This is a genomic window from Paenibacillus sp. Cedars, from assembly GCF_003184205.1.
In the GTDB taxonomy this organism is placed as follows: domain Bacteria; phylum Bacillota; class Bacilli; order Paenibacillales; family Paenibacillaceae; genus Paenibacillus_AQ; species Paenibacillus_AQ glucanolyticus.
Genome location: NZ_CP020866.1, coordinates 3,529,906 through 3,547,738, shown reverse-complemented (window position 1 = coordinate 3,547,738; position 17,833 = coordinate 3,529,906). Strand labels below are relative to the sequence as shown.

At 49.2% G+C, this 17,833-nt stretch carries 19 protein-coding genes; 18 read left to right on the top strand and 1 reads right to left on the bottom strand.

Annotation, left to right across the window (positions count from 1 at the left end):
• Positions 1 to 166: 166 nt before the first annotated feature.
• From B9D94_RS17860 to B9D94_RS17840, 5 genes are all read left to right on the top strand, one after another.
• On the top strand, positions 167 to 712 hold the full coding sequence (locus B9D94_RS17860) for a Rieske (2Fe-2S) protein (protein WP_006209499.1): 546 nt from the start codon (positions 167 to 169) through the stop codon (positions 710 to 712).
• Between the two features lie 15 nt (positions 713 to 727).
• Positions 728 to 1,399, top strand: a complete 672-nt coding sequence (gene qcrB / locus B9D94_RS17855) for a menaquinol-cytochrome c reductase cytochrome b subunit (RefSeq protein WP_006209500.1) — start codon at positions 728 to 730, stop codon at positions 1,397 to 1,399.
• A gap of 21 nt (positions 1,400 to 1,420) precedes the next feature.
• Positions 1,421 to 2,308 carry a menaquinol-cytochrome c reductase cytochrome b/c subunit gene (locus tag B9D94_RS17850; protein ID WP_148247641.1) on the top strand — a complete coding sequence of 296 codons (888 nt, stop codon included), beginning with the start codon at positions 1,421 to 1,423 and terminating at the stop codon, positions 2,306 to 2,308.
• A 143-nt stretch (positions 2,309 to 2,451) separates the two neighbouring features.
• Entirely contained in the window at positions 2,452 to 3,084 is a 633-nt protein-coding gene (locus tag B9D94_RS17845) for a DUF1405 domain-containing protein (RefSeq protein WP_148247640.1), read from the top strand.
• Between the two features lie 66 nt (positions 3,085 to 3,150).
• A complete protein-coding gene (locus B9D94_RS17840; RefSeq protein WP_148247639.1) occupies positions 3,151 to 4,008 on the top strand; it encodes a sporulation protein YpjB in 858 nt (285 codons plus the stop codon).
• Positions 4,009 to 4,051: 43 nt separating this feature from the next.
• Here B9D94_RS17840 and B9D94_RS17835 read toward each other — a convergent pair whose 3' ends face one another.
• Positions 4,052 to 4,921: a YitT family protein gene (locus B9D94_RS17835; protein WP_148247638.1), complete on the bottom strand. Its 870-nt coding sequence runs from the start codon at positions 4,919 to 4,921 to the stop codon at positions 4,052 to 4,054.
• Between the two features lie 222 nt (positions 4,922 to 5,143).
• Here B9D94_RS17835 and B9D94_RS17830 point away from each other — a divergent pair, with 222 nt between their 5' ends.
• The 13 genes from B9D94_RS17830 to dinG all read left to right on the top strand — a co-directional run bounded on the left by B9D94_RS17830 (position 5,144) and on the right by dinG (position 17,776).
• Complete coding sequence (locus B9D94_RS17830) at positions 5,144 to 5,473, top strand: nucleotide pyrophosphohydrolase (protein WP_036637038.1); 330 nt, start codon at positions 5,144 to 5,146, stop codon at positions 5,471 to 5,473.
• 49 nt (positions 5,474 to 5,522) lie between these two features.
• A complete protein-coding gene (locus B9D94_RS17825; protein WP_063479188.1) occupies positions 5,523 to 6,062 on the top strand; it encodes a tetratricopeptide repeat protein in 540 nt (179 codons plus the stop codon).
• A gap of 16 nt (positions 6,063 to 6,078) precedes the next feature.
• Positions 6,079 to 6,882 (top strand): 4-hydroxy-tetrahydrodipicolinate reductase, encoded by an 804-nt coding sequence (gene dapB, locus B9D94_RS17820; RefSeq protein WP_148247637.1) that lies wholly within the window; start codon positions 6,079 to 6,081, stop codon positions 6,880 to 6,882.
• Positions 6,883 to 6,900: 18 nt separating this feature from the next.
• Positions 6,901 to 7,320, top strand: a complete 420-nt coding sequence (mgsA, locus tag B9D94_RS17815) for a methylglyoxal synthase (RefSeq protein WP_006209508.1) — start codon at positions 6,901 to 6,903, stop codon at positions 7,318 to 7,320.
• Complete coding sequence (bshB1, locus tag B9D94_RS17810; RefSeq protein ID WP_063479190.1) at positions 7,320 to 8,027, top strand: bacillithiol biosynthesis deacetylase BshB1; 708 nt, start codon at positions 7,320 to 7,322, stop codon at positions 8,025 to 8,027. The genes mgsA and bshB1 overlap by 1 nt, the downstream gene beginning before the upstream one ends.
• A 31-nt stretch (positions 8,028 to 8,058) precedes the next feature.
• On the top strand, positions 8,059 to 9,222 hold the full coding sequence (bshA, locus tag B9D94_RS17805; protein WP_006209510.1) for an N-acetyl-alpha-D-glucosaminyl L-malate synthase BshA: 1,164 nt from the start codon (positions 8,059 to 8,061) through the stop codon (positions 9,220 to 9,222).
• A 43-nt stretch (positions 9,223 to 9,265) separates the two neighbouring features.
• Positions 9,266 to 10,576, top strand: a complete 1,311-nt coding sequence (locus tag B9D94_RS17800) for a CCA tRNA nucleotidyltransferase (RefSeq protein WP_148247636.1) — start codon at positions 9,266 to 9,268, stop codon at positions 10,574 to 10,576.
• Positions 10,563 to 11,552, top strand: a complete 990-nt coding sequence (locus B9D94_RS17795) for a biotin--[acetyl-CoA-carboxylase] ligase (protein WP_148247635.1) — start codon at positions 10,563 to 10,565, stop codon at positions 11,550 to 11,552. Before B9D94_RS17800 ends, B9D94_RS17795 begins: the two co-directional genes overlap by 14 nt.
• Positions 11,553 to 11,833: 281 nt before the next feature.
• On the top strand, positions 11,834 to 12,715 hold the full coding sequence (gene panB, locus B9D94_RS17790) for a 3-methyl-2-oxobutanoate hydroxymethyltransferase (protein ID WP_063479193.1): 882 nt from the start codon (positions 11,834 to 11,836) through the stop codon (positions 12,713 to 12,715).
• Entirely contained in the window at positions 12,712 to 13,602 is an 891-nt protein-coding gene (panC, locus tag B9D94_RS17785) for a pantoate--beta-alanine ligase (RefSeq protein ID WP_036636896.1), read from the top strand. The genes panB and panC overlap by 4 nt, the downstream gene beginning before the upstream one ends.
• Positions 13,595 to 13,978 (top strand): aspartate 1-decarboxylase, encoded by a 384-nt coding sequence (gene panD, locus B9D94_RS17780; protein WP_006209517.1) that lies wholly within the window; start codon positions 13,595 to 13,597, stop codon positions 13,976 to 13,978. The genes panC and panD overlap by 8 nt, the downstream gene beginning before the upstream one ends.
• 109 nt (positions 13,979 to 14,087) lie before the next feature.
• Positions 14,088 to 14,717, top strand: a complete 630-nt coding sequence (locus tag B9D94_RS17775) for a hypothetical protein (protein WP_006209518.1) — start codon at positions 14,088 to 14,090, stop codon at positions 14,715 to 14,717.
• A gap of 173 nt (positions 14,718 to 14,890) precedes the next feature.
• Positions 14,891 to 17,776 carry an ATP-dependent DNA helicase DinG gene (dinG, locus tag B9D94_RS17770; protein WP_148247634.1) on the top strand — a complete coding sequence of 962 codons (2,886 nt, stop codon included), beginning with the start codon at positions 14,891 to 14,893 and terminating at the stop codon, positions 17,774 to 17,776.
• Positions 17,777 to 17,833 lie beyond the last annotated feature (57 nt).

The following is a 17,833-nucleotide window of genomic DNA, read 5'->3' as shown; positions in this document are numbered from 1 at the left end:
AAAACCAACAATTTATGAAAGGGCTATTGGAAGCGAACCCAAATTTGGGGTTCAAATTCTTGACGGTCTTGGGTGCCTAATATATTATTAGTATGTCCTAGTAAGTCGTGTGATTTTGATCATTGATGACACTTAAGAACGGTTGACAAAGGGGGTTGAACACAGAATGAGCAGCAACCACAATGACGAGCATGAAGAATCGCACAATCCACCCCGTCTGAAAGAGATGTCCCGCAGACAATTTCTTACATACACGTTGGGCGGTGCCACAGCTTATATGGCTGCTGGGGTAGTTTTGCCAATGCTTCGCTTTGCCGTTGATCCGATTCTTCAGAATAAAGAAGAAGGATCTTTTGTAAAGGTAGCGGAAGAGAGCAAAATTACCAACGATCCACAAGAATTCCATTTTGAACTCAAACAGCAGGACGGCTGGTACAACAGTACAGCCACTTTGACGGCGTGGATTCGTAAGAACGATCAAGGTGAGATTGTAGCGCTTTCACCAATTTGTAAGCATTTGGGATGCCTTGTTGGATGGAATAACAACAAGAATTTCCCGGATGAGTACCACTGCCCTTGCCACGGTGCACGTTATACACCGGACGGTAAGAATCTTGCAGTTGCGCCGAAGCCGCTTGACCAGTACGAGACGAAAATTGATAACGGCTGGATTTACCTCGGCGCCATCGTGCCAAATACCGTAGTTAAATAGGAGGCGTAGATTCAGATGTTGAAGAATGTCTACAACTGGATTGATGAACGTCTCGATATCACGCCGATTTGGAGAGACGTTGCAGACCACGAGGTACCGGAACACGTAAACCCGGCGCATCATTTCTCCGCGTTTGTGTACTGTTTCGGCGGCTTGACGTTTTTTATCACAGTCATCCAGATTCTGTCGGGGATGTTCCTGACGATGTATTATGTGCCCGATATCATAAACGCTTACAACAGTGTCGAGTACCTGCAAACACAGGTTGCTTTTGGACAGATTGTCCGCGGTATGCATCACTGGGGCGCAAGCTTGGTAATCGTAATGATGTTCCTGCATACGATGCGCGTGTTCTTCACAGGCTCTTACAAAGCGCCGCGTGAAATGAACTGGGTAGTCGGCATGCTCATTTTCTTTGTTATGCTCGGTCTTGGTCTGACAGGTTACCTGCTGCCATGGGATAACAAAGCTTACTTCGCTACAAAAGTTACATTGGAGATTGCGAACTCCGTACCTTGGCTTGGACCAATCATTAAAGAATTGCTGCAGGGCGGTACGATTGTTGGTGCCGAAACGCTAACACGTTTCTTCGCTATTCACGTATTCTTCCTTCCGGCTGTCCTTCTTGCCCTATTGGTAGGACACTTTATTATGATCCGCCGACAAGGTATTTCCGGTCCACTATAAGAAGAAGGGAGGCGCATATTTATGGCACATGGTCATAAATCTGATGAGAAAGTAGTTTTTGTCGGCGATTCGCGTGTGAAAAAAGGCAGCGGATGGGTTACTCCGCCGGATTACACCGCTTATCCCGGTAAATCAGAAGCGTTCATTCCTAACTTCTTGCTGAAGGAATGGATGGTTGGGGTCGTTGTGTTGGTCGGATTTCTTGTGCTGACCATCTCGGAACCGGCTCCGCTTGGTTATCCGGCAGATCCGGGGGCTTCTGTAATCCCGATGCCGGACTGGTACTTCCTGTTCTTGTATGAATACTTGAAGCTTCCTTACGCTTCCGGTGATTATGTCGTTCTAGGTACAATTGGGGTTTCAGGGGTCGCCTTCGGTGCATTGCTGCTGGTTCCTTTCCTTGATACAGGGAAAGAACGGCGCTTCTACAAAAGGCCGATTACTTCGGCACTTATGATTCTGTCGTTGTTTGCCGTCATTTATCTGACGAATGCAGCATGGACGCACTATGTGCATGAGTTGGAAGCTACGGGACAGAAGCCTGAGCATATTCAGCGGGAAGAAGAAGCAGAAGAGAAACATGCAGCGGGACTGCCGACAACCAGCGGCAAGCAGTCGGAAGATAGTATTGTAGCGATTGTGGACAAGGATAATCCGGCAATGGAAACCTTTAAGACAGCTACATGCATCACCTGTCATGCTGCAGATCTGAAAGGGGCATCCGGTCCATCGCTTCGCGGTGTTGGGGATACCCACACCAAGGAAGAGATCATGGCTATCATTGAAAATGGCCAAGGTACTATGCCTCGAATGAAAGACCAGGCTTTAAGTGCTGGTGTAACCGAAGCAGAGCTTGATCAGTTGGCTGAATGGCTTGCAAGCCAGAAAGCAGAAGCAGCTGGAGAGTAATGATATACAGAAGAACCTGACCGCTGATGCGGTCAGGTTTTTTTAAATAGGAAGGGTTTAGATGAAATGTATCGGGCGTTTAGGTATAATCGGCTGTAGCTATGTAATTAGAATACAGTCATATGAGACAAGGAGGACGGAGTTTGTCAATTTCACATCTGTGGAGCCGGGAATTTTTAAGTAAGCGATCGATTCTGTGGTTATTGTTCATATGCAATGCACTTGGAACGATTTATGGATACATATGGTACGGTGGTCAAATGGTTGACACGGTGAACCACGGCTACATATGGCAGGTCATATTTGTACCGGACAGTCCGACGGCGAGTTTGTTCTTCTGTTTGGCAGTACTGCTGCTTCTATACCCGCCTAAGCGATTGGGCAGTGCCTTGTTTCAGCAGTTCATTGAGGCATTGGCCGTTGTTACCTCAGTGAAGTACGGGGTATGGGCAGTTGCCATCATATTTGCAGGACAAGCCCAAGGGGATGTGCTGGCATGGCAGGATTGGATGCTGGTTGCCTCGCATACGGCGATGGCGGTGGAGGCGCTGCTGTTTGTCCGGTTGTTTCATTACCGCTGGACAGCGCTTACCGGGGCCATCGCATGGACTCTATTGAATGATACAGTGGATTATACTTATGGAGTGTTTCCTTGGCTGCCGGGGGAGTTATATGATGATCTTTCCGCTGTAGAGCTCTTTACCTACCTCCTGACTCTTTCTAGCGGCTTTGCTGCCTGGATATTCATGAAATACGGTAATTCCAATCGACTATAGCCAATTCGGCAATACAGTTCTATGCACATCCCTTCTGCCATACATATACGGTAGGAGGGATGTCCCATGTTTCGAACCTTTCGCAAGCTCCTGCTGGTCCTGTCTGCACTATTGCTGCTGCATGCCATCAGCATCAGTGATCCTATATGGGCTGATCCCGTGAGTGGAGATACGGAAAACTCGCCCGCTGCTTCCATTCAGGCCAAAGCGCTGAATAAGGAAGTAGAGCAGCTGTACCGTCATGTGGAGGAAGGCAATGTACAAGCCGTGCTTGAGGATACCCGCCGGGTATCCAGCCTTTTTGAAGCTTCCTCATTTCAGGGATTGACCGGAGTTGAAGGTATTCATGCACTGGCCGAGAGCATTTTGGAGATGAAAGAAGCTACTGCAAGAGCCGTGCAGGAACCTCAGCACTGGATGAGGTCTGCAGGTAAACTCCGCATGGCATCAGACAGCTTGATTCATTCGAGGGATGCATTATGGCTCCAGTACTTCAAGGTGATTCGTGAAGATCTTAGAGTAATGGGGCAGTATGCCGCGCAGCAGGATAAACCCGGCATGAAAAGGGCTTACGACAGCCTGGAAGAACATTATGAGCTCATACGCCCGTCCATCGTTATTCAGCGAAAGCCTGAGGATGTGAACATGATTGAATCCTGGATTTCCTATGCGGGTGGTCTGGTGACCTCTGGAGAAACATCCGAAGTACAAAGAGTGCTGCCGCAGGGCGAGGAAATGATGAATATGCTGTTTGGCAAGAAGAAGGATGAGCCGGCCCTTGCTCCTCTGGCAGAGGTTAGGGAGCCTTGGATATGGCAGCTGGTCATCGGTGCCTTCATCCTGGCAGCTTTAACGTTTGTTGGCTATCGCAAATATCGCGGTCAGCAGTATAGCTCTAAACCGATGTTTCCGCGTAAATTGTAAGCAACATATGATATGAGTTCGAAGCAGCCCGGTGCAAACCGGGCTATTCCTCTTTAAATCCTTCCCCATGGACATCATTGACATCGTTAATGATCATGAACGCACGAGGATCAATGGATTTGGCTATTTCGGTCAGTCGGCGGATCTCCTGTCTGGACACTACGCAGTAAACCATATGTTTGGCTTGTTTGGAGTAGACACCGATGGCGGGAATAAGCGTAACCCCGCGTTCCATATCGATGGTGATGCGTTCGGCGATCTCGGGGGCATGATCACTAATGATGGTAAAAGCTCTGGCAGCATAGGCACCCTCCTGTATAAAATCGATGACCTTCGAAGCAATGAACACGGCAACCAGGGTATATAAAATCCGTTCGAGCGGGATAAAGAATAACGAAAGCCCGATAATCAAAATATCAAGTGACAGTATGATCTGACCCATGCTGAAGCCGAACTTGCGATTAATGATTCTGGCGATAATATCGGAGCCGCCGGTGGTTCCGCCGAATCGAAACACAATGCCGAGCCCAGCCCCAAGCGTTACGCCTGCATAGAGAGACGCGAGAATATAATCATGCTCTGTCCGAAACGGCACAATATATCCCCGATTGATCAGCATCTCGAATAACCAGAGGAACAGGGTTAGTGAGGCGATACCGAGACCCGTATAGATGGACTGGCGCTTTCCGAGGATTTTCATTCCAACCAAAAATAGCGGAATATTTAATACCATGGTCGAGATGGACGGGGAAATGTTGAAGGCGTAATTGAGAAGGACGGTAATACCGGTGACTCCACCTTCCATGAGTTCATTCGGAATGATGAAATAGAGCAGACCGAATGCGTATATGGCAGAACCGATGATGATTGGAATCATCGTTCGAAGCTGATGCATCAACATGGGTGTTCTCATAAGACCTCCTGAATTTCCTGTAGTGGACTGTATCCGTATGTCTGGTTAACTCGTATCCCTAACTAGTATGTGCCGATAATGTTGCAGCAATAAAAAATTATTTGTTTTCAAATGGGCTTTACGATAACATAGGTTTAAAACCTGTCGCCCTGACGACAAGTGAAAGCTGCTGAAGACTTCATGTTGGAAGCTTACTGCGCAGTGAAGGGAGTTATCGGAATCTTGGAAAAATCAATGGCTGAAATGCAGCAGGAAGTCGATCGATATATATCACAGTTCAAGGAAGGTTATTTCAGTCCTTTATCCATGATGGCCCGGATGTCGGAAGAGGTCGGCGAGCTTGCCAGAGAGGTTAATCATCAGTTTGGCGAGAAGCCGAAGAAAGCGGATGAAGCGGATAATTCCATTGAAATGGAACTTGGAGATATCCTGTTTATCACCATCTGTTTTGCCAATTCGCTTGGCATTGATCTGGCGGAGGCCCATAATAAAGTCATGCATAAATTTTCGACGCGTGATGCCGATCGTTGGACGAAAATAAACACCGATTAGGCTGCTGCTACATATGCTGTACCAAACCCGCTGTGGGGAGGGACAGCCAGTGAAACCTGAAAGCTATATACAAAAAGCATATCGATGCATCCTTCAAAATGATTTCGACGAGGCGTTGCGTTGGTTTGAGCAAGCGATTGCCGCTAATCCCGGAGATGCTGAAGTCCACTACCGATGCTCCATCACCTATGGCAGAAGCAACAAGCTGGATATGGCGATCATTCACGCGGAAGAAGCCGTAAGATTGCAGCCTGACAAACCGGAGTATGGTGTTCATTTACAGCATATTAAGGCTGCAGAACTGGTGCAGCGAGCCCGAAAAATGGTGGAGAACCGCAAGGATGTCACCAAGACGGAGCTGTATCAGGCCATATCGCATCTGAAATCAGCCGTAGCGATGGACCCTTTATATGCTCAGGCGTATGTATGGCTGGCCCTTGTCTATAGTGAACTCGACGAGCACGCGCTTGCCATATCCACGCTTAAAGAAGTCATTGCGCTGTATCCTCAGGAAAGTGGTCTTCAGTATATTATGGAGGAGCTTAAACAGCGCTTGAGATCATATTTGCAGGATTCAGCATCGGATTGAAAGTGAGGAAATGTAGATGGCAAACAAAATGAAAGTAGCGGTCGTCGGTGCCGGCGGCCGTATGGGCAAAGAAGTTGTGAAGCTGGTGCTAGGTGATGAGGAACTGGAACTGGTAGCAGCCGTAGGAAAATCTGATGCAGGCGCAGACGCAGGGACACTTGTTGGTCTGCCAGCCTGCGGCATCCGCGTAACATCCGATTTGGAAATGGCGCTGGTTGAATCCAGACCGGATGTTATGGTTGATTTTACAACTCCGCAATTTGCTTACAGCAACACGGCGCTGGCTATTAAGCATGGTGTGCGTCCGATTATCGGCACAACCGGTTTCACTCCGGAGCAAATCGAAGAGTTGGACAAGCAGTGTGCGGGGCAGAATATCGGCGGTTTAATTGCCCCGAACTTCTCCATTGGAGCCATCCTCATGATGAAGTTTGCTGCCCAAGCGGCAAAATATTTGCCACATGTTGAGATTATTGAAACCCATGGCGACCAGAAGCTGGATGCTCCGTCCGGCACCTCGATAAAAACAGCAGAAATGATTGCACAGAACCGTGAGGAAATTCGCCAAGGCAATCCGAAGGAAGAGGAAGTAATTGAAGGTGCCAGAGGCGGTTATTATAACGGCTTCCGCATACACAGCGTCCGTTTGCCGGGTGTATTCGCGCAGCAGGAAGTTATTTTTGGAGGATACGGTCAAAGTCTGAAGATCCGTCATGATTCCTATGAGCGTGCAGCTTATATGCCAGGTGTAAAGATGGCAATGGAGAAGGTAATGAGTTATACCGGCTTGGTCTATGGATTTGATCATTTTATTGACTAACATAGGGGAGAAATGACTATGAATATTGCATTTATCGCTCATGACCGTAAAAAAGAGGAAATGGTCAATTTCGTTATTGCATATGAAAGTGTATTTGAAGATCATAAACTGTACTCCACAGGCACGACAGGTACCCGTATTATGGAACAAACCCAGCTCAGCATACATCGCTTTGCTTCGGGCCCGCTTGGCGGCGACCAGCAGATTGGAGCGCTCGTAGCGGATAATGAAATGGATTTAATTATATTTCTTCGCGATCCCTTGATGGCACAGCCTCATGAGCCGGACATTAACGCGCTGCTTCGTTTATGCGACGTGCAGGGAATTCCGCTTGCAACCAATGTAGCCACTGCAGAAATTCTCGTCAAAGCGCTGGACCGCGGGGATTTTGCATGGAGAGAGCTTGTGCATAAATACAAACCGGGCGTGGACAGCTAATGAACAGCAAGCTGGATATTTTAATCTTCGGGGCACACGCAGACGATGCCGAGATTGGAATGGCAGGAACGATTGCGAAGCATGCGGCGGCAGGACTGTCTATCGGGATTTGTGACCTGACGCAGGCAGAGATGTCATCCAATGGAACGGTCTCCATTCGCAAAGCAGAGGCAGATCATGCTGCCAGTGTGCTGGATCTCAAGGTCCGTACGAATCTGGGATTGCCGGATCGAGGTTTATTCGTCACACCTGAGCATATTGAGCTGGTGACAGCAGAAATCCGCAGGTTTGCTCCTTCGGTTGTGTTTGCACCCTATTGGGAAGATCGTCATCCCGATCATGTGGCCTGCAGTCGTTTGGTAGAAGAAGCGGTGTTTAATGCAAAACTTCGACGCTATATGCCGGAGCACTCACCGGTCAAAGTGGACGAGCTTTATTTTTATTTCATCAATGACATAGGAAGAGCGGATTTGGTCGTTGACGTTACGGATTATTACGGAGTTAAAGAGCAAGCCTTGTCTTGTTACCGTTCCCAATTCCAGAAGGCTGAAGAGGATGCAGTCTCTACCCCTTTGACAGAGGGATACATAGAGCGTGTGCGGGCCAGGGATTCGTTGCTTGGAGCGCGCAGGCTTATTCCTTATGCAGAAGGTTTTGCTTGTAAAAGTCCATATGTTGTTCATCTATTCGGCTCCAAGCAGGCATAATATATAGAGGCGTAGGTAAAGGAGGCCTGACATGAATCAACAACCATTAAAAATCGGAATTACCTGTTATCCTTCATTGGGCGGGTCCGGGGTGGTGGCGACGGAGCTTGGAAAGCTTCTGGCCGAGCAAGGTCACCAGGTTCATTTTATAGCACATAGCATCCCGTTCCGGTTAGGGACTTTTCATAAAAATATTTTTTATCATGAAGTTGAAGTGAACGATTATTATGTGTTTAGGTACCCGCCATATGATCTATCGCTAGCAACGAAAATGGCGCAGGTGGCAAAAATGCAGCAGCTTGACGTCCTTCATGTCCACTATGCGGTGCCGCATGCGGTATGTGCTTTCTTGGCGAAGCAGATGGTCGGGGATCAGCTTAAAGTCGTGACCACCTTGCATGGGACGGATATTACCGTCCTGGCACAGGATGAATCGCTGAAGGATCTAATCCGGCTCGCGATTAATGAGAGTGATGCGGTTACGGCTGTTTCTCAGGATCTGATCCGAGAGACGCGGGAACTGCTTGACATAAGCCGGGATGTTGACCTGACCTACAACTTCGTTGATCCTAGGGTGTATTATCCTCGGGATTCGGAGTCTCTACGCAGAGACTATGCCGATCCGGATGAAAAGATTGTGATGCATATCTCTAATTTCCGGCCAGTGAAGCGAGTAGGCGACGTGTTGGAGATATTCGCACAGGTACAGGAACAGGTCCCAAGTAAGCTGCTGCTTGTCGGTGAAGGGCCTGAGCTGCCGAAGATCCAATGCCGTATCAATGAGCTGGGACTCAGCAGCAAGGTCCATTTTCTTGGCAAGCAAGATGAGATTGCCCACGTAATATCCATGGCCGACGTACTGCTGCTTCCTTCGGAAAAGGAAAGTTTCGGTCTGGTTGCCCTAGAAGCGATGGCTTGTGGGGTACCCACCGTGGGTTCCACAGCAGGCGGAATCCCTGAATTGGTTACGCATGGTGAGACAGGATATTTGGCTCCGATCGGAGATACGCATTCAATGGCTCAGCATGTGCTTGAGATATTTAAGGATGAAGCACTGAGCGAACGTCTGCGGAAAGCATGTTTGCAGCGATCCAGCAAAATGTTCTGTAATGAGTTAATCCGCGGCAAATATGAAGAAATATATTACCGAGTGTTGGGACGGGAGGTAGGCAAGCTGAAGCCGGTCTGTGGCTAAGCTTACCCTCTCGTTGTTTTTCGGGTGAAGGAACGGGAATACTATGGCAGAGATGTTTAATTCAGTACAATGGCGCAACGCAGACCCGAATATGGCTGAGCGGAGTGCGGACGTGATCCGCACTCTGCTTCAGCATGGATATGAAGCATACTGGGTCGGAGGCTGTGTCCGTGACGAATACATGGGGCGCAGGGTCAGCGATATGGATATTACGACCTCGGCCTTGCCGGAAGTGACCTGCTCTGTCTTTCCGAAAGTGGTTCCTACAGGCATCAAGCACGGAACCGTTACAGTGCTGATGGAAGGTCAGGCTTTCGAAGTGACCACTTATCGGGTGGAGAGCGGGTATGAGGATCATCGGCATCCGACCGAGGTCGCTTTTGTCCGAGATGTGAAGGAAGATTTGACGCGGCGCGATTTTACGATGAATGCCATGGCCAGAGGCATCGACGGTTCCTGGGTGGATCCGTTTGGCGGACGAGAGGATATTGATAAACAAGTGATTCGCTGTGTCGGCGATGCCCGTCTTCGCTTTCGTGAAGATGCGCTGCGTATGGTTCGCTGTATTCGCTTCGCTTCGGTGTTTGGTTTCTCCATTGCCCTGCATACCTGGAAGGGAATTCTATCGGAGAGAGATACCCTAAGCTGGATTGCCATGGAGCGAATTCGCAGTGAATTTGAGAAAATCATGACCGGACCATCCCCATTACGGGGATTGGAAATGTTTCTCCGCAGCGGACTTTACTCACGAATGAAAGCCCCTTTTCCGTACACGGGGCATGATGTTCCTATCATGGAAGCCATCCATCGGACGGCCCCGGAGCATTCGTCCATCCGTTGGTCGCTGCTGCTGCTTGCCTGCGGCATTTCGGCCCAGGAAGCTGAGAGACTGCTGAGATCATGGACATTTTCCAATAAACAGCGGGAAGCGATTGTGAAATTGCTGGCGCTTCACGAATCATATGCACAGGTCAATGAAGAAAAAGAAAAAGAAAAAGAAAAACAGAGCGGCAGGCTGACGTGGATCAAGCTTGTTCTTGCTCACGGGGCGGAAGCGGCTCATAGCTGGCTGCAGATGCAGACGGCTATGGAATGGACCGGAGCGGCGACCGTATCGCCGGCCGTGATGGAGCAGCTTGAGGGCTGGCTGCAGGAGCTTCAGATTCGAAATCTGAAGGATCTGAATATTACGGGAAGCGAGCTGCTGCTGGCGCTGGACAAGCGCGGTGGAGCCTGGCTTGGCGAACTTCTCGGGGAACTGCTGGAGAAGGCGGCGGCAGGTCTAATTAACAACGATAAGGAATCGTTGATTAATGAAGCAAAGCGGGTGGTAATTAATAATGAAGGATCATGATCAAGACAATTCGCTGCTGAGTATGTTTCAGGAGAATTCCGGTCAATTTTTGTCAGGAGAAGAAATAAGCCGCAAGCTGTCCATAAGTCGGACGGCTGTATGGAAGCAGATCAATAAACTGCGAAGTTTGGGTTATGATTTTGAAGCTCTCCCGAGACTCGGCTATCGCATGATGGAATCGCCGGACAAGCTGAGTGTGGATCAACTGGAAGCGGGGATGACCAGTAAAATCCTAGGCAAGCAAGTAACGTTATTGGACAGAACGACCTCTACTCAAGAGGACGCCCGGCAGTTGGCTGAAGAGGGAGCACCGGAAGGCACTTTAGTCATCTCGGAAGAACAAACGGGCGGGCGCGGCCGAATGGGGCGGAGATTTCATTCCCCGCGGGGCAAGGGAATATGGATGAGCCTCGTACTACGGCCGAAACAGCCGCTGCATTTAACCCAGCAGCTTACCTTGCTGACGGGCGTGGCGGTTTGCCGAGCCATCATGAAATCCGCTGGAATAAAGACGGATATCAAGTGGCCTAACGATATTTTGTTTCAGGGTAAGAAGGTTTGCGGGATTCTGCTGGAGTCTGCTACGGAAGATGAAAGAGTCCGTTACTGCGTGGCAGGAATCGGAATTAGCGCCAATCTGAAGGAGACGGATTTTCCGGAAGAGCTGCGTGACGTTGCAACCTCGATTCGAATGGCTGGCGGTAAAACCATCAATCGAACCGAATTGATTCAAACCATCATGGCGGAGATGGAAGTTCTGTATGAACTGTACAACGAGCAGGGATTTGAACCGATTTCATCGCTCTGGGAAGCATTGTCAGGCTCAATCGGTCGGGAGGTGCGTGTCCAGACGATGCGAGACAGTTTCATTGGAATCGCCACAGGCCTCAATAAGGACGGCGCATTGCTGGTGCGGAATAACGAGAATGAGACGATACCTGTTTATTCTGGAGATATTCTTTTTAATACCAGGTAAATCAAACATGGTGAAATTGCAGCGGCATTTTGTTATACTATAGCCAGAGGCGGTATCGTGAACAGCGAATTGCACTCTGCGCAAGTTTTGCAAGAAACATGTTATAGAACACCTTCATAACTGTTATGCCGGTTACGTTGGATTCTGCTCTGAGCCGAAAGGACCGAGACAGAAGGGACGATCGCGAGTGACTCTTTTTTGCCTTTCGGACTTTTTAGCGGTCGTGCTAAAAGGTTTTTTTTATTGTGTTTAACTAAATTACACAGGGAGGCTGTGTCACAATGGCAGGCAAACAAGCACTAAACATTGTAAAAATGAAAAACATGAAGAAGAAGGGCGTACCGATTACGATGCTGACCGCGTACGATTATCCTTCTGCCAAGCTGGCGGAGGAAGCAGATATCGATATGATATTGGTAGGCGATTCGCTTGGCAACGTAGTGCTGGGCTACAATTCAACGATTCCTGTAACGCTGGATGATATGGTATACCATACTCGCGCGGTTGCTCGGGGGGCGGAAGAGACCTTTATCGTAGCCGACATGCCGTTTATGACCTACCATGGGGGCATTGATGAAAGCTTGCGAGGCGTTCGGAGGTTGATGCAGGAAGGCCATGCGCATGCCGTGAAAATGGAGGGTGGCGAAGAAATCGCCGATACCGTCAAACGTATTGTACAATCCGGTGTTCCGGTACTTGGGCACATCGGGCTGACGCCTCAATCCGTGAATCAGATTGGCGGCTATCGCATACAAGGCAAGGATGCTCGTGATGCCGAGCGGCTCATGAATGACGCGAAGGCACTTGAAGCCGCAGGTGCATTTGCAGTTGTATTGGAGCTGGTGACGGAAGAAACAGCAGCTGAAATTTCCAAAGCGCTGAGCATACCAACCATTGGCATTGGTGCCGGTCGTTATTGTGACGGTCAAGTACTGGTATACCATGATATATTGAAATATGCGTCCCCTTATCGGGACAAACGCTTCGTTAAAACCTACGCTGATGTCGGAACCATCATCCGCGATGGCATTTCACAGTATGTTAGGGAAGTGAAGGACCGCTCATTCCCGGCCGAAGAGCATGTGTTCAAAACAGAGACTAAAGCAGTGGTAGAAACGACATTATATGGCGGTACCAAGGAAAAGGTGGGCACGACTTCATGAAAGTGATTCGCACAATTGCGGAATTGAGATCCGAAATTCAGGATCGCCAGCAATCCGGTTACGGACCGGTAGGTCTTGTGCCGACGATGGGCTATTTGCATGAAGGACACGCCAGTCTGATGCGTAAAGCACGTGAAATGTCAGGAACGGTGGTCATCAGCATCTTCGTCAATCCGATACAGTTCGGTCCCGGTGAAGATTTCGAAACCTACCCGCGAGATGAAGCGCGTGATGTGGCATTGGCGGAATCGGAAGGCGTAGACGTGGTGTTCATTCCAGCTGTACAGGAAATGTATCCGCAGCCAACAAAAACCAAGATTTCCGTAGCGGAAATAACGTCTTTATTGTGCGGAGCATCCCGCCCCGGGCATTTTGACGGCGTAACCACCGTTGTCAGTAAACTGTTCAATATCATAAAACCGGATTACGCCTTTTTCGGGATGAAGGACGCGCAGCAGGTGGCTGTCATTGAACAAATGGTACGGGATTTGAACATGGATGTCACCATCGTGCCCTGTCCCATCATCCGTGAAGCCGACGGTCTGGCCCTGAGCTCGCGGAACGTGTATTTGAAGCCGGAAGAGCGGGAACAGGCTCTTGTGCTGTCAGGTTCACTGCGGACGGCTCAGGAGGCAATCCAGCAAGGGCAGGCGGCAACGGCAGGAGAGATCCGTGCACATCTTCGAGAATATATATCCCGTTCCCCACTGGCCGATATTGAATATGCAGAATTACTCACATTCCCGGAACTTGTTCCAGTGGAAGATTCTTATCGTATGGTTGATGGAGACAGCCCGGTAATTATGGCGCTGGCTGTGCGCTTCGGCAGAACTCGTCTCATTGACAATGCGCTAATCCAACCAAAAGTAGGGGGATCCCATGTTTAGAACGATGATGAAATCCAAAATCCACCGGGCTACGGTGACGGAAGCCAATCTGAATTATGTGGGCAGCATTACCATTGATGAAAATTTAATGGAGGCTGCAGACTTGCTGGAGAATGAAAAAGTTCAAATCGTGAACAATAACAATGGCGCCCGTTTGGAAACGTACGTTATCAAAGGCGAACGCGGTAGCGGGGTTATATGCCTGAACGGCGCCGCAGCAAGGCTTGTTCAACCTGGAGACAATGTAATTATCATTTCTTATGCCATGATGTCCAAAGAGGAATACGACCATCATACGCCTACGGTTGTGATTGTCGACGAAATGAATAAGCCGGTTACGACGGAGTATCGCGAAGTCCACGCGGCGGTTCTCTAAGAGCCAAAATGTGACGGAAGCCCAAAGGGATGAAAAGACCGACTTCTACAGAAAATGAGTTCAGGTCGATGCACTGATCTCATTTTTCCGCTAAGGGTGGGATGCAGCTATGTTTCAACATGTATTCGCTGAAATGAACAACATGTTAGATGAAATTGTGAAGCATTACCCTTCTGCACAAGGTCCCCAAAAACAGGCGCTGGTACAAAACTGGAACATGCTCAAAAGCATGAGTGAAGCAATTATCGAGGAGTGGCTCCAATTTGAAGAGAAGATGGCCATTTTCCGCGAAAATGCCGTATCACCCCCGGTTTTTCCGCCGACCGAAGCGCCTGAATTGCAGCTTGATGCTTTTATCCGTGGCCAAGGTTATTACAAGTTGTTGATGTTCCAGCCGGCAATACAGCAGTTTGGGGCTGCCGCTGTGGTATTTCCGGAGAGCCTTCTGATCAAGCTGTACATTGCGATGTCCCATCTTTATATGGGGCAGACAGCTCAGGCATCTGATGTATTGATGTCCATTCTGCCGCTGGCAGATAACAAGAAGCTCCGGGCGATGATCTACAATGCACTTGGATGCATCGAGGTATTGAATGGACAACAAGGGAAGGCCGAAGAAAATTTCGCACTGGCAATTCACAGCGATCCGACTCTGCCCGATCCCATTATTAATCTGGAGGTCTGCAAGAAGAACCGCGGTGAACTTCAGTACGGCAGCCAACTGATCTCTTTGCTGTAGAAGAAAAAGCCTAACAAGAAGCGATGCCAGAGCTCATTCTAAAGAGACTTTGGCATCGCTTTTTGCCGTGTGAAGCAGGAAGGGGAGGGTGAGGGGATTTTTTACCCGGAATGTTCAAAACCCGCAACTTCTGGTATGCTGTTAATTAGTCTGGAGGAAAGGGATTTAGTCGAATGAAATTTGCCGTATTGGATTTTGAAACCACGGGCAACCAGTCTGCAGATGAGATTATTCAGGTCGGACTGGCCATCATCGAAGAGGATCGAAGTATATCCCGCGTGTACGGCACTTATGTCAATCCCGGGATTCCAATCCCTCCGTTTATCACCGGTTTGACCGGTATTTCTGACAGCGATGTAGCGGACGCTCCATCCCTAGAGGAAATGATGATGGAACTTGTGCCCATGCTCGACGATGTGGTATTGGTTGGGCATAACGTAGCTTTTGATTTTAATTTTTTGCAAAATGCACTCGATCGCTGTGGCTATTTACCGTTCAGCGGTCGGATTCTAGATACGATGCACTTCTTGAAAATATGCTTCCCTTCGCTTTCTTCATATCAGCTTGGAATGGTGTCTTCCCATTTCGGCCTGGAGCATGACCGTCCGCATCAAGCGGACAGCGATGCACTTGCAACGGCCTATGCGCTGCTGAAATGTCTGGAGGAGATCGATGAGCTTCCGCTCTTGACCATTCAACGGTTAAGTGATCTTTTTGCTGATGAGGATAGCGATTTGGCCTGGTTCTTTGACGGAATCCGGGCGGAACGGGAATTCCAAGCTGTACAGGGCGGAGATACCCATACGTATTATCGCCAGTTTGCACTGGCTGTTGATGATTGGAACGATATTGCACCCGCAAGGGACGAATCGGAGCCGAACCCACTGGCTGATGTGAGCTTCGAACAGTACATGAGCGATGTCCGGGACCGTCTGAAGGAAACGCTGCCTCATTACGAGAGCAGAGACGCTCAGGATATGATGTTCCAAGAAGTGATGCAGGCGCTGGATGATAATAAACATCTGTTGATTGAAGCAGGCACGGGAACAGGGAAGTCCCTCGGCTATTTGCTGCCTTCGATCTATCAAAGTGTGAAGCAGGAACAGAAGGTCATGGTCAGCACGCATACAATCAATCTTCAAGAACAGCTGCGTGACCGGGATATACCGCTGCTCACTCAGGTTGTTCCTTTTCCCTTTAAAGCAGCTATTTTTAAGGGGAGAGGACATTATTTGTGTTTGAGAAAATTTGAACATAAAATAAATAGAAGAGATTTTCATTCGCCGAAGGAAGATGTGATCATTGCAGCACAGATGCTGGTCTGGCTGACACAGACAGAAAACGGCGACGATGAAGAGCTGAACCTCGGCGGCCGTGGCGGAGATTTCTGGGAGACGATCTCCAGCGATTCGGATTCCTGTCTTGGACGTGCCTGCCCATGGTTCCGCAAATGCTACTACCACAGGGCCAAACATGAAGCGAGCGTTGCCGACGTGGTCATTACGAACCATTCGAAGCTGTTCACTGACGTTAAAGCCAATCATCAGCTGCTGCCGAGTTATGAACGCCTCGTCATTGACGAAGCACATCATCTTGAGGACGTTGCGGGCAAGCACCTTGGCTTGCAAATGAAATATTTTACGGTTGTGCATACGTTGACCCGGATGTACAAGGACAGCCGCAGCGGACAGCTTCCCGCGCTTCGCCAGCTGCTTCAGGCTTCACCGCATGAGAAGGCCGTAGAATGGTCTTCTGTCATTGACCGTATGTATCCAGATCTCATCACGGCCAAAGAAAATTGGGATCGTCTTAGCGATCAGCTGTTTGCACTGCTGCCGGAACGCGGGGATGCATCTCCAGGAGACGCGGGCCAATTCTCACTTCGGTTATCGCCTCTCAAGAAACCGAAGGATTGGCAATCGCTGGCGGAGCTGGAGCATCAGATTCATGTGACCCTGGGTGACGTTGTGCGCAAGGGTGACAAGCTGATTGCTGAAATGAAGGAAGATCTGGATGATTACAGTGCAGACAGCTTGCTTACGGATCTGTCCGGACTGTTTAAAGACCTGGCCGCTCACCGTGAGGACTTGCGCTCCTTCATGGCTCTTAATGATGAGGGTACGGTATACTGGATGGAGGCTAATGGCAATTTCCGCAGTAAATCGCTGCAGCTCTATGCAGTGCCTGTTGATGTAAGCACTCATTTAAAGGAATTGTTTTTTGATAAAAAACAAAGCGTCATTCTGACATCGGCTACCTTGTCGGTGGATAAATCGTTCCAGTTCATGATCGAGAATCTGGGTCTTCAGGAAGCGGCTGAAGCCGGTAATCTGAACACGGTTCAGCTGCCGTCTCCGTTTAATTACAGAGAACAAGCGCTGCTTGTCGTTCCACGTGATTTTCCGAGCGTGAAGGGATCGGTCGGGGATGCCCTCTTTGTGAACACACTTGTGCAGTCACTGGCCGAAACGGCGATCGCTACCCATGGAAGGATGCTCGTTCTGTTCACCTCTTACCGGATGCTGCGTCAGGTGCATGAGCCACTGAAGGAAGCATTGGCATTAAGTGACATTGCGGTGCTGGGGCAAGGAATGGACGGGACCAGTCGAACCAAGTTGATTCGACGCTTCCAGGAGAGCAGCGCATCGGTGCTCCTTGGCACCAGCTCCTTCTGGGAAGGGGTCGACATTCCGGGCGAGGCGCTGACCTGTCTTGCTATTGTACGGCTGCCTTTCCAGCCGCCGAATCATCCGCTGGTGGAAGCCAAGAGTGAACTGCTGCAGCAGCAGAAAAAGAACCCCTTCATGAAGCTTTCCGTTCCGCAAGCGGTTATTCGGTTCAAGCAAGGGTTTGGCCGCCTGGTGCGGACGGCACAGGATAAAGGGATCGTGATTGTATACGATACCCGGGTGATTGAATCCTATTACGGGAAATATTTCTTATATTCCTTGCCAGGACCTAAGATGGAGCATATGCCGACAGAGGGAATTGTTCCACGCATCTCGGAATGGCTTCAGGAAGAGGTCGAGGTTGGAGCAGATAACCAATCCGATGAATGATAGCTAAACGAAGAATGAAAATGCAAGAGATGTAGTTATTAACCTTTACTAGGGGGA